This is a genomic window from Bartonella sp. AU55XJBT, from assembly GCF_028618525.1.
This window is the reverse complement of sequence record NZ_JAQITC010000005.1, coordinates 23,574-36,650: the sequence shown is the minus strand read 5'-3', so window position 1 is coordinate 36,650 and position 13,077 is coordinate 23,574. Positions and strand designations below refer to the sequence as shown.

Genomic DNA, 13,077 nt, shown 5'->3' with positions numbered 1-13,077 from the left:
ACAGAGTACAAACCGCTATCACTATTCTCTTTATCCGTTTTCACTTTCGAGAACTCTTATCTTTGATATGGTTTAAAAGAAGCATTTTCCCTCTCTGTAATCGTTTTTCCTCACACGACTTCCCTCACTTGTGACGTATAAGGCAATCATTTTGATTGATGCAATATGAATAGATTTGAAATAACCTTACTATATTCGAAACTCTTGTTTCACATTATGTTGGCTTAAAAAGTAAAAACAACAGTGTGTTTATAAACAGCGATATTATAAATCAATTTTTTCTAATAATGTATGTCGATCCATTAAAAATCCACTTTCAATCCATATCATTTCTAGTTCTTTGAGCTTTTTTCCTAAAAGAATACCTTTTGAAAAACCTTTTTTTATTAAATCATTACCATTAATGGGAAATGTTGGAATCTGCCATTTTTGAACAAGCTGATAAAGTTTGAGATAATCTTCTTTTTTTGGCAAAGCATCCCCTTTTTCTGGAATATCAACATGTGATGCAGCCACAGACAAGGATAATTGATCTAAAACCGGCTGTCGCCCATGAAAATAAATCAATTTTTTTACAAAATGATCAGAACAGTTTTGGCTTATTATTTCTAACTCTGCCCATTCCTTTAACCGTGTTGTTTCCTTATGGGAAAAACGCAAACGCTGTGCCATTTTATGAAGACGTATAGGATCAGGAGGAAGAAGACTTTCCAGCCGTAAAAATGGATCAACTTTCCAACCAAGTGTCTGTTCTGTTTTCACCAATGCGTGAATTGCATCAATGCCCCATTTTTCTGTTTCAGGAAAAATGAGTGACAAAATTCTGCTTTGTCGCATCCATAAAAGAGCACGTGTTGGGTCTAAAGCCAAAAGAAGCTTTTTCATTTCTGCCCAAATACGCTCAGAAGAAAGTTTTTTTAAACCGTGCTTTAAACGAACACATGCCTTCAATCCTTGCCCATCAGGTCGTCCCGCTCCATACCACGCAAAAAAGCGAAAAAATCGTAAAATACGCAAATAATCTTCGCTAATACGATTTTCTGCAACACCAATAAAACGAACCGTTCGGCTCGCAATATCGCTCAAGCCTCCTACATCATCATAAAGGTTGCCAGCAGCATCACAATAAAGGGCATTTATCGTAAAATCACGCCGTTCAGCATCTTTTTTCCAATCACGACCAAATGCCACTTTTGCATGACGACCATCTGTTTCAATATCACTGCGAAGTGTTGTGACCTCATAAGCACATGAATGCGCAACCACTGTGATTGTACCAAACGCAATCCCTGTAGGAATAGCTTTAAATCCTGCTTCTTCTACACGCGTGATAATCTGTTGCGGTAAGCAAGTTGTCGCAATATCAATATCACTAATAGGCTGCCCTAATAGTTGATTGCGCACCGCTCCCCCCACGATACGCGCCTCTTCCCCCTCTAAAGATAAAACACGAAGAAGTGTTTGGATATCCCTTTGTTGTAACCACGCAACCTGTTTGAAGTTCTGCCTTATATTCACCCTTTAACCTTTCAAAAAAGTTGTCTTCATTGCTTTCAGAAACTCTCTTCATAAAACAAAATTTTTAAGACATCCCTTATAAAACATGCCTCTTTCTTTCAAAGAAATTTTTCTCTTCTATATACGATTATGAAAAAAACGCCTTATGATGCTTCTTTTCTTCTCATTTTCTGTTACAAACAATAAAATGTCCATTATCATGCAGAGAAAATTACTATTTTTGCGACAAACGCCTTAAGGAAAAAATATGAGTCACCGTGATGCAGCATCTAATTCTGTGAAAAAGGTTAATACCAAGCATGAAGCCCAAGTCATTATTGAGGATATTGATGCAGCACACAAAGAATTAGATATTATACAACAAGAAATTGACAAAGTTATTTTTGGGCAAAGTCATGTCATTGAATATGCTTTAACGGCTATTTTTGCTGGTGGTCATGCTCTTCTTGTCGGCGCTCCAGGGCTTGCAAAAACACGTCTTGTGGAAACATTGGGAACCGTTTTAGGACTTGATGAAAAACGTATCCAATTTACCCCAGACTTAATGCCATCGGACATTATCGGTTCTGAAATTATGGATTCAGATAAAGAGGGAAAACGTTCTTTTCGCTACGTTCAAGGTCCCATTTTTACGCAACTTCTCATGGCCGATGAAATCAATCGTGCCTCTCCACGCACGCAGTCAGCTCTTTTACAGGCTATGCAGGAATATCACGTAACCGTTGCAGGTACTCGTTATGATTTGCCTCAACCTTTTCACGTTCTTGCAACGCAAAATCCTCTCGAACAAGAAGGGACCTATCCACTTCCCGAGGCTCAACTAGATCGCTTTTTGACGCAAATTGATATTGACTATCCTGATCTTACAACAGAGCGACGGATCATTTTAGAAACAACAAAAGAAAAAAAATTAAATGCAAAAGCAATTTTATCCGCCCAAAAATTGCAAAAAATTCAAAATATCGTTCGCAAAATGCCTCTTTCAGAAAACGTGATCGAAGCTATTTTAAAAATTGTCCGCTCAGCCCGCCCTGATAAAGACAACAGCCTTGCCAATACTTATGTTTCTTGGGGACCTGGACCGCGCGCATCACAGGCCCTTTCACTTTGTGTTCGCGCTCGTGCTCTTTATTATGGGCGTTTAGCCCCCTCACTTGATGATGTTGAAGCATTAGCCTATCCCGTATTACAACACCGCATGGCCCTTAATTTTTCTGCTCGTGCTGAAGATATAACCGTAAAAGATATTATCAATAACCTTGTGAAAGATGCTCTTTGAATGGCACTTGGCAAAAAAGTTTTACAAAAGCCTCCATTGTCGCTGGCAAAAGAGCTGTATAAGGATACTGGCACAATGCCATATTTCCTTTTAAAAGCACGTCATATTGCCAATACACTGATAACCGGCTGGCATGAGCAACGCAAACGCGGTAATGGAGAAAATTTTTGGCAATTTCGTCCCTATATGGAAGGCGAATCCATTACCCGCATTGATTGGCGCCGCTCAGCGCGTGATGAAAATACGTATCTACGCGAGCACGAATGGCAAATGACACAAACTGTTTGGCTTTGGCCTGATCAGAGCGCATCGATGCATTACTGTTCACGCTTTTCTAAAATCTCTAAAGGCAATCATGCCATCATTCTGACCCTTACCTTGGCATCACTTCTTGCACGCAGCGGTGAACATATTGCTATTCCCAACTTAATGCCTCCCACAATGACATCCAATGTTGTAGAACGAATAGCCTTTGCTTTAGAAGATTATTCAGATAAAAATTCATTTCCGGATTTCTCAACGATTACACGCTTTTCACATGCCATTATAATGAGTGATTTTCTCGACCATCCTGAAAAAATCATCCAACATTTAAACGTTTTATTGACAAAACAAGTGACAGCTCATTTAATTGAAATCGCTGATCCTGCAGAAGAAAGTTTTCCCTACACAGGTCATACAGAATTTTTTGATCCTGAAACGAAAGAAAAACACATTTTTGGAAAAGCAGAAAATCTTCGTAAGAGCTATTGTAAGCTATATCAAGCACGGCGACAAGAATTGGTAAATTTTTGCGCACGCCAAGGGTGGTCTTATCACGTGAGTACAACGGATCAACCTTTAACAGAAACCATTTTGCATCTTTCAAATACAATGAGTGACTCTTCATTGCAAAAAAGGAGGGCACTTTGAGTTTTGCTGCTCCCTTTCTGTTACTAGGGCTCTTGTTTCTACCGATCATTTGGTGGCTGTTGCGGATAACCCCTCCATCTCCGCGTCAAGAGCTCTTTCCGCCTTTCCATTTTTTACCCAAACCAACTCATCAGCAGAAAGAAGCAAAACATACCCCTTGGTGGTTGCTCTTGTTGCGTTTAACCATAGCTGCACTTGTTATCATAGCTCTAGCCCGCCCCACTTGGAATCAAAAACCAATAAGCTTTTCCGGATCTCACCCCCTTGCACTCATTATTGATAATGGTTGGGCATCTGTAAAAGAATGGAAAAAACGCATCTCTATTGCTGAAACGCTCCTTGCACAGGCAGAAAAACAGCAAAAAAATATTTATCTTGTTGCAACGGCTGAAAATGATATCTCCAATGTAGAATCCCAACCAGCAAAGATTATAAAGAAGCATTTAATGCATTTGCAACCGCGTCCGTGGCCTGTCAACCGTGTGCATTCCTTAAAAAAACTTAGTAAAATAAACAAGGGAAAACTTCTTGATATTGCTTATTTAAGTGATGGATTACAAACACATGAGGATGAGCAAACTTTTGCTCTGCTTGAAGAATTAAAACCTAAAAACTTCTTATGGTATTTGGCTGATATTTCCGATTTAACCGGCATAACATCCATAGAAAATAACGATGGAAATATGGTCGCGCGTATTATTCGCTCAACAACACACGGCACAACACCCGCTACGCTGAGTCTTTACGATTCAAACAATCAACTTCTCGGTCAATTTACAAAAAATTTCTCTGAAGGCGAAACAACAGCTCTTGTTCCTTTTGATGTCCCCCTTGAACTACGCAACGATATCGCTTGGATAAAAATCAATAACCAAAACCATGCTGCTGCAACTTTCTTAGTAGACAGCCATAACAGAGTGAACCGTGTTGCTCTTCTCTCCCCCGATACCAATGAAATGGCACAGCCTTTACTTTCTCCATTTTATTATATTATCAAAGCACTACGAGGTCATACACAGCTTATAACTTCCACTGGAAGAGAACTTTCAACAGATATTGATCATTTGCTTAAACAAAATCCATCTGTTTTCATTATGGGCGACATGGTTAATATCCCTGAAAAAGCAGAAAAAAAGCTTTCTGATTTTGTGAATAAAGGGGGAACACTCATCCGCTTTGCAGGAGAAAAGCTCAGTAGTGCAGAACATTACGACAGTCTCCTTCCTGTACCGCTACGTCAGGGGCAACGTTCCCTTGGAAGTATTATGTCTTGGACGAAACCACAAAAGCTTGCCCCTTTTGCAAAAAATAGTTTTTTCTTTGATCTTCCTTTTCCAGAAGATGTCACTGTCTCGCGCCAAATCCTCGCAGAACCAAACCCAGATCTTTTTGAAAAAACGTGGCTTAGCCTTTCGGATGGAACTCCTCTTATTACCGCAGCAAAACGTGGTAAAGGAACCCTCATTCTCATTCATATTGCCCCTGACCCTACATGGTCTAATCTTCCTCTTTCTGGCTTTTTTGCACAAATGTTGCAAAAATTAATCACATTCGGGGCTTACGAAAACGTAAATCTAACACACAAAGAAAAAAGAACAATGGTCCAAAATCCTTGGCGAACTATAGCCGCTGACGGACGATTACAAGTACCACCCTCTGATGTTGTTCCACTGGTCTTTGATGCTCAAAATCCACCCCATCCTTCCTATCATACGCCTCCAGGACTTTATGGGGTCAAAAACGATTTTTATGCACTCAATCTCTTAACTGATACATCACGCTTGATAAAACAATCATCATTGCCAACTTCTCTTCATAAGAGCCCTTTATCTTATAATACAAAAGAACAAAATCTTATCGGTCCTCTTTTAGGATTAGCCCTCTTATTATTTGCCTTTGATAATTTTCTCATTTTATGGATGGGAGGTATTTTTTCTTTTAATAAACGGCGTAATATGTTTCTCCTCCCTCTCATCATTCTAATTGCCCTGTTTTCATATGATCCAAGGCTTCATGCACAAACGACAGAAAACCATCATGATAGTGTAGAGGCCGCTGGTGCAACACATCTTGCCTACGTTATAACTAACAATCATGAAATTGATACAACAAGTAAAAGTGGTCTAGAAGCCTTAAGCCAATTTATCGCAGAGCGCACAATGCTTACTCCCGGCTCTGTTACAGCACTTGATCTCGATAAAGATGAACTCTCCTTTTATCCTCTTATTTACTGGCCCATTGATGTTAAGAGCCCTATACTACCCCCCAAAACCCTTGAAAAAATAAATAACTTTATGAAGCATGGGGGAACCATTTTATTTGACACGCGCGATCAGATAAAGAGCAATCTTAATCTTGAAGGAGATGCTACTCCAGAAACGCAAAGATTACGAACCATCTTAAAAGGATTAAACATTCCCTCTATTGAGCCCGCATCAACAGATCATGTTGTTGCGCGTTCTTTTTATATTATGCCAGATTTTCCTGGTCTCTACCGTGGTTCACCTTTATGGGTTGAATCCTCATCAACGAACAAAAAAAATAAAAATTCCCTTGCTAGCGGCGATAATGTAAGTTCCCTGCTTATCACCGCAAATAACTTTGCTGGTGCTTGGGCACTCGATGAAAAAGGGTCATGGAAATATCCCCTTGTTCCCAATGATCCGATGCAACGTCTATGGGCATTTCGTGCAGGACTCAATATTGTCCTTTATGTGCTTACTGGAAACTATAAAGCGGACCAAGTTCATGTTCCAGCGCTCTTAGAACGCTTTAAAAGAGAAAGAAGGCAATGATACCACTGTTCACTTTTCAGCCTTTTTTACCGCTCTTTTGGATTCTACTGTTAAGCGGAATATCCATTCTTTTTGTCGTTGTTGGTCTCGTTACACGGCGTCAAGGGTCTTTATTTCGTCTGATGACATTGAGCGCTCTCATTCTTGCTTTGCTCAATCCAATGATTATCAAAGAACAGCGCGAACCCCTGAAAAGCACAGTAGGTATTGTTATTGATCGCAGCAAAAGCCAAACTTTTGGAGCACGGATAAACGAAAGTGATGAAGCGCGCGCGCAATTAATCAAAACATTGGCGCATTATCCACAATTTGAACCACGTTTTATTGAAGCTGGAAAACTTGCTGATAATCAATATGCTCCCTCAACGAAGTTGTTTGATGCTTTAACACAAGCACTTTCTGATGTACCGCCCTCTCGTTATGCAGGAACCATTTTTATCACTGATGGACAAGTGCATGACATTCCAAACCTATCAGATCTTCATCATGAAGCACCTCTTAATGCTTTGATCACAGGGCGTTCGGATGAATTTGATCGTCAAATCAAGTTTATTTCTCCTCCACGCTTTGCTCTTGTCAATAAACCACAAAAGCTCTCCATTTTGGTAGAAGATCAAGGAGCCCCCCAAGAAACAATACCCCAGAAAGCCAATATTACACTTAGCGTTAATGGGCAAGAAGTTGGCCATTATTCTGTGACTCCTGGTATTATTTTTGAAACTGAAATTACCCTTCCCCATGCTGAAAAAAATATTATCCAAGCAACAACTGAACCTTACAAAGGTGAACTAAGCTTTGAAAACAACCGCGCCATAGCAACCATTGAAGGAATCAGAGAAAATTTGCGCGTTCTTCTTATTTCAGGGGCCCCTTATAATGGAGAACGGACATGGAGAGATCTTTTAAAAGGTGATTCCAATATTGATCTTGTTCACTTTACGATTTTGCGTCCCCCCACCAAAGCAGATAATACGCCTTTAAGCCAATTATCCTTGGTGGTCTTTCCCACAAGAAAACTCTTTGTTGAAGAGATTAATAACTTTGATCTCATCATCCTTGATGGTTACCAACACTCTTCTGTTCTGCCTTTAATCTATTATGATTATATCGCCCAATACGTACAAAAGGGTGGTGCATTGCTGATGGTAACAGGACCTGAATTCACCCAAAAAAACTCACTTGCGAAAACACCTTTAATAAGCGTTCTACCGGCATTGCCTAATGGAGCTATTCTTGAAAAACCTTTTCGTCCCGCATTAACCAGAGAGGGTGAGCGCCATCCTGTAACAAGGGATCTTGCAACGCTTAACCTTCCAGCCTCTCAATGGGGGCGATGGCTGCGACAAATTGCTATTCAAAATAGTAACAACGGAATTGCTCTCATGAAAGGAGCCGATGAACAACCACTTTTACTTCTTTCCCATGTTGATAAAGGGCGTGTAGGCATGTTGCTTTCCGATGAAAGTTGGCTTTGGGCACGAGGTTTTGAAGGTGGTGGTCCTTATGCGGCTCTTTATCGCCGAATTGCCCATTGGCTAATGAAAGAACCGGAACTTGAGGAAGAAAAATTAAGCTCAACCAACAGCCATCATCATTTAACAATTCGCCGCCAAACTCTGAAAGACTATCCAGAACCCGCTGAAATAACTTTTCCTTCTGGGAAAAAACAAAAGATCATCCTTACTAAAGAGCAAGAAGGTCTCTTCACCGCAACTGTAGCCACTGATGAGACAGGGATTTTTACCATCAAAAATGGCGGTTTGACAATACTGTCTTCTGTAGGGATGCTCGATAATCTTGAATTGTTTGACTTAATTTCAACAAAAGAAAAATTAGCCCCCATTATTAAGCACTCTGGTGGCTACATTGGACGGTTACACTCTGAAGGAAAAGCAAACATTCATCTTCCTCCTTTCCAGCTGATTCAATCAAAAATAAACTTGTCATCTTCCCCAGCACATTCAATTATTTTGAAAGAAGCGACAGAAACTCGTTTAATCAATACCTTTTATTTTTCGGTATTTTCTGGTTTTTTGGCACTGCTTATTTGCCTTTTATTGTTAAGCAGCATGTGGTATCGTGAAGGTCGTTAAAGAGTCCTGAAATTTCGTAGAGTAGTTTTAAAATTAAGCTTATATTTTTGTATATTGACTTGTTTTTTACAATTAGACAAAACATTAACTTATAATGAGTAATTTATCATTTTTTCATATTGCGTTATTATTCTCAGGAGGATTTTCCTTATTTGTAATCCTTTCCATATTAAATCAATTAAAATCATTCTCTTGCATATCATTAGAAGGGGCGCCATATAGATAAAAACCATTGAAAAAGAGAGTGAGATGTCTCTTATGAATCCTCTTAAGGCAAGGATTTTTATAAAATTGGGATCGAATCGTATAATGGTTTTAGTTAGCTCCTTGTATAAAGGTAAAAATGATATTTCGTTTGAGATATTCTTTTGGGAATATTCCTCGTGAGGTGTTTTTGTTTTGCGTAAAAACATCTCCCATAAAAGTGATATATGGCAGTGCAAAACCATAAAAATTCCTGATAAATACAATACATTCTTTTGCATGTTACACTGAGTGATAAGATTTTTTATGATAATGTGTGGTCGTATAAAAGCCGTTTAAAAATCTTGAAACTTTATGACCATCATTTTAAAGTTTATCCCATCATACAAAAGACATATCGGTTGCTAGGAATGATCTGTTGTATTACGCTGTCCTTTTTCATAAAAAAGATAATACAACACCAATTCTCCTCAAAATTTTCTCATATTTTCAACTTTTCATTTTACAATCCTTCTTGCCTTTAAGCACTAACTTACCTTATGTTTATTCTTTAAATCGCCTTTAATACTCTACGAGCTTTTATGTTTTATCTTGCCCATATATCGGATGTACATCTTTCCCCTCTCCCAAAACCTTCCCTTTTTGAACTTTCTGGAAAGCGTCTTACCGGTTATCTGAATTGGCAAAAAAAACGTAAGAGTCAAATGGCAACAAATGTTCTTGAAACTTTAATAGATGCCTTGAACAAAAAAAAGCCTGATCATCTTGTGATCTCTGGTGATCTTGTGAACCTTGCTCTCGATAAGGAATTTGAACAAGCCCGTCGTTGGCTCCTTAACTTGGGACAACCTCAAGATATTTCTTTGACATTTGGCAATCATGATGCCTATGTCCGTGGAGCCTTGCAAAAAGCATGTACTCTCTTTAAACCTTGGATCACAGGTGATGTGCCTCAAAAAAGCGCCTTTCCTTTTCCTTATATGCGCATTCGCGAAGATGTCGCCATCATAGCTGCTTCTTCAGCCATTGCGACACCTCCTTTTCAAGCTTCTGGTTATTTTGGTAAAATGCAAGCGCAAACGTTACCGCACCTTTTAAATGAAGCAGCACAGCGCAACCTTTTTCGTGTCGTCATGATCCATCATCCTCCTTTTCCCAAGGCAACGTCTTGGCATAAAAAATTACGGGATATAAAACGTTTTCTAGACGTTATAAAACGTCACGGTTGCGAACTTATTCTTCACGGACATACTCATTTACCCACTTTAAAATACATTGAAGGACCAATTAAAAAAATCCCTATTGTTGGTGTTCCTTCCGCATCACAAGCTTTTGGTGATAAAAAACCACCCGCAGGCTTTAATTTATTTTCCATTGAACGCTTACAAAAACAATGGCACTGTCAGTTGCAACGTTATAGCATTATCAACCCCCAAAACGAGATCGCCTGTACTGAAACAATTAATCTTTAAATGCTTAAACACTTCCAACGTTACCCAAACAATCTAAAGCGAAAATATTTTTACTTCATATCCCTTTGTAAATCATAATTTTATTGCCCTTCTCTTCTTAACAAGACAAAGTTTACCCTTCTTTTGTCGATAAATCAATTTCTCTCAGAAAAGCTCCATTGGCTTGCCCACTGATGTGACTAACTTTACAAATTCATTGGTTTACGTCCTTCCCATTCTCAAGGACGAAAATTTCTATCCTATCTGATCTATCAATAATCCGGATTCTTTTCGTACGGGTTTCCTCTGCCGATTGTGTATGCGATTTACTTCACAAATTTCTACAAACCTTGCTTTACCCCTCCCACCAAAGCATCTCATACGCAAAATCCTCATACCACTTAATGATATTTTATAGGATAATAGAGAAGCTTATTTAGCTTCTATACCTCAATATCAATGACGATAAAAAGCCCAATAATAACTAAAACATATAATTTCAATAATCCATCCCCTTGTAATTCATAAACAAATGATGTTGATTGATTTATGATAAATAAATTTGAAATGATCCCCTACTTTTATACTCGACAGTTATTATCGTAAATTTGAAGAATTTATGAAAAATAATAGACTCTATTTCAATAATAGACATAGATAATAATGTTTTTTATGTCACGATAAATTATTAATTTTCTATCTATTTTTCCTATAAATTATTTTATAATTATTGTATTACTCTGTATTATTATTTATAATAAAGCATAAAATATCCAATAATAATAAAAAATTATAATATGAATTTTCATTATTATTGAGTTATGATGCTGATGTAATTTTAACGTGCTTTAAAAGAAATTTTTTGTTATTAAATAAAATATTTTATGATAGCGTAAAATAGAAAAGTCGATTGTATGAGAGGCTTTTCAAATACGATAGAATGCCATTGGGTTGCCAATTTACACGTTTGTTTTAAATAAGCATCTTTGCTACTTAAGCTCATTTCACGACGGCAACCCATGAATGGATTAATGGTAAAATCCATTGAACACTATGTTTTTACGTTTATGAGGGAGAAAATCGCTACCATTACACTCTTTTCCCCCAATATTGCAATGGCTCTCGGTACTTAAGACGGTTCATTAGAGGCATTTTTTCTTTCTTTAATGTTTTTTATCCTCACGGCTCTCCCGACTTTTGACGTGCAAAAGACATGGTTTTGATTGTTTCAACATAGAATAGATTTGAAATGAGAAAATCTTATGATATTCGTAATTCTCATTCCACATAAATAGTGAATTATCTTTATAAATCAAACTATTGTTCAAATAAAACAGCATTCCTTCTGAGTGCAGGAATATTTTCCTGTACCTATTAAAAAATAAAAGCCTCATTTGAAAATGAGACTTTTAAACCGTTTAATTCTGCAAAAAATTAAAATTTATAAGCTACACCCACGCGGAAATCATTTGTCTTGTAGCCTATTTCATATTTATCCTGTACGAACTTCTTCTTGCCAAAATCTGAATAACGATATTCTGCACGCACAATGACATTATCAGTCATTGCAAAATCAACCCCCCCTCCAAGGGTATAACCAATCATGGTCTTTTTCTCATCATGCAATAAATCAGAAAGATCAATTGCTCTACTTTTGCTATCAGCTATTGACGCAAAAATATTCTGAAGCTGCGTATAAGCAACCCCTCCAGAAACATAGGGCATCATACGCTCAATCGCAAAACCAACTTTCACCCGCGTAGCACCAGACCATTTTTGTTTTAAAGTATGACGTATAGCCTCAATAAGCAACGCTGGAGATTCCTCCTCATGAGAATCTCTTGTTAGACTTGTTCTTTCTGAAGATTTTGATGTTTCTCCAGTTTGTTTTTTTTGGGGTATAGGAATATCCTTCGCATTCTTTTTATCAGACCACATAATATCCGTATCAATACCTATAATAAGACCATTATCGATATCAATATTGGAACCTGCATAAATCCCCCCTATAAAACCAGAAAGTTTAGGTAAATTTTCTTTTGGAACTCGCTCCCATTTTCCAGCAGCCTTTAAATAACTTGCAGTTGTTTTACCTGAAAAATTGCCAATCTGTCCTCCAAGATAAAACCCTGTCCAAGAAAAAGCAGGTGCTGTAATAACAGAAACAGGCTGCTCACGAACAACGACATCTCCTGCCTGTAATACAGAAATTGAAATTAAAGAAAAGATAGATGTTGAGACTAAATACTTTGTAATCATAATTGCTCCCCTAAAAGCTAATGTGATACATAAATAATAGTAAATCGTTTCACACTTTTTGCAAAAAATCTATAACAAAAATGACACAGTTATAAAAAATTAAAGTTTACATTAAAAAATAAAAATAGTTTATTAATAAATATATTATAAAACTTTTAAATATTATTAATTTTACATTAATTATTACTCTATATTATCTTTTATATTTTCATATTTTTTATTATTAGCGAGCATTGTATAAATAATTATAATATCAATTTTTTGAAAAAATGATAGAGATAATCAACAAAAGTTTTTGTCTTATCTAATTAAAATATCTTCGTAATATTAGTGTTATAAGAAATCATATATAGCCACTCCCTCTATAAGTTTTTATCTAAAGCTGCGTGATAAAAAACACTCTTTCCCATATTCTTGTGTTGAAGATCTCTCAATTCATCAGTGTATCTGATAGAATGCTGCTTAATAAATGAGCCATATGCTTTTATCATACCCATGAGCTAAGACCATAGAGTATCATTCACTAAAAGGTCGTCACTAGATTGCTTTTTTATAAAGAATGATGC

7 protein-coding genes are annotated in these 13,077 nt (G+C 37.3%); 5 read left to right on the top strand and 2 right to left on the bottom strand.

Annotation, left to right across the window (positions count from 1 at the left end; all coding sequences use genetic code 11):
• Positions 1–264: 264 nt before the first annotated feature.
• Positions 265–1,518, bottom strand: a complete 1,254-nt coding sequence (locus PVV70_RS03645) for a CCA tRNA nucleotidyltransferase (RefSeq protein ID WP_273757935.1) — start codon at positions 1,516–1,518, stop codon at positions 265–267.
• A 247-nt stretch (positions 1,519–1,765) separates the two neighbouring features.
• Here PVV70_RS03645 and PVV70_RS03640 point away from each other — a divergent pair, with 247 nt between their 5' ends.
• The 5 genes from PVV70_RS03640 (at position 1,766) to PVV70_RS03620 (ending at position 10,273) form a co-directional block, all read left to right on the top strand.
• Positions 1,766–2,797: a MoxR family ATPase gene (locus PVV70_RS03640; RefSeq protein ID WP_273757934.1), complete on the top strand. Its 1,032-nt coding sequence runs from the start codon at positions 1,766–1,768 to the stop codon at positions 2,795–2,797.
• Entirely contained in the window at positions 2,798–3,709 is a 912-nt protein-coding gene (locus tag PVV70_RS03635) for a DUF58 domain-containing protein (protein WP_273757933.1), read from the top strand.
• Complete coding sequence (locus PVV70_RS03630) at positions 3,706–6,504, top strand: DUF4159 domain-containing protein (RefSeq protein ID WP_273757932.1); 2,799 nt, start codon at positions 3,706–3,708, stop codon at positions 6,502–6,504. The genes PVV70_RS03635 and PVV70_RS03630 overlap by 4 nt, the downstream gene beginning before the upstream one ends.
• Positions 6,501–8,597 carry a glutamine amidotransferase gene (locus tag PVV70_RS03625; protein ID WP_273757931.1) on the top strand — a complete coding sequence of 699 codons (2,097 nt, stop codon included), beginning with the start codon at positions 6,501–6,503 and terminating at the stop codon, positions 8,595–8,597. The genes PVV70_RS03630 and PVV70_RS03625 overlap by 4 nt, the downstream gene beginning before the upstream one ends.
• A gap of 785 nt (positions 8,598–9,382) precedes the next feature.
• A complete protein-coding gene (locus PVV70_RS03620; RefSeq protein ID WP_273757930.1) occupies positions 9,383–10,273 on the top strand; it encodes a metallophosphoesterase in 891 nt (296 codons plus the stop codon).
• 1,413 nt (positions 10,274–11,686) lie between these two features.
• Here the strand turns inward: PVV70_RS03620 and PVV70_RS03615 are convergent.
• The gene (locus tag PVV70_RS03615) at positions 11,687–12,511 is read right to left on the bottom strand and encodes an outer membrane protein (RefSeq protein ID WP_273717639.1); all 825 of its coding nucleotides are present in this window, start codon (positions 12,509–12,511) and stop codon (positions 11,687–11,689) included.
• Positions 12,512–13,077: the final 566 nt, after the last annotated feature.

What these genes read in the sequence shown, in the direction of transcription:
- PVV70_RS03635 (WP_273757933.1), top strand. Translation starts at nt 2,798, where the DNA reads ATGGCACTTGGCAAAAAAGTTTTACAAAAGCCTCCATTGTCGCTGGCA.
- PVV70_RS03625 (WP_273757931.1), top strand. Translation starts at nt 6,501, where the DNA reads ATGATACCACTGTTCACTTTTCAGCCTTTTTTACCGCTCTTTTGGATT.
- PVV70_RS03640 (WP_273757934.1), top strand. Translation starts at nt 1,766, where the DNA reads ATGAGTCACCGTGATGCAGCATCTAATTCTGTGAAAAAGGTTAATACC.
- PVV70_RS03615 (WP_273717639.1), bottom strand. Translation starts at nt 12,511, where the DNA reads ATGATTACAAAGTATTTAGTCTCAACATCTATCTTTTCTTTAATTTCA.
- PVV70_RS03620 (WP_273757930.1), top strand. Translation starts at nt 9,383, where the DNA reads ATGTTTTATCTTGCCCATATATCGGATGTACATCTTTCCCCTCTCCCA.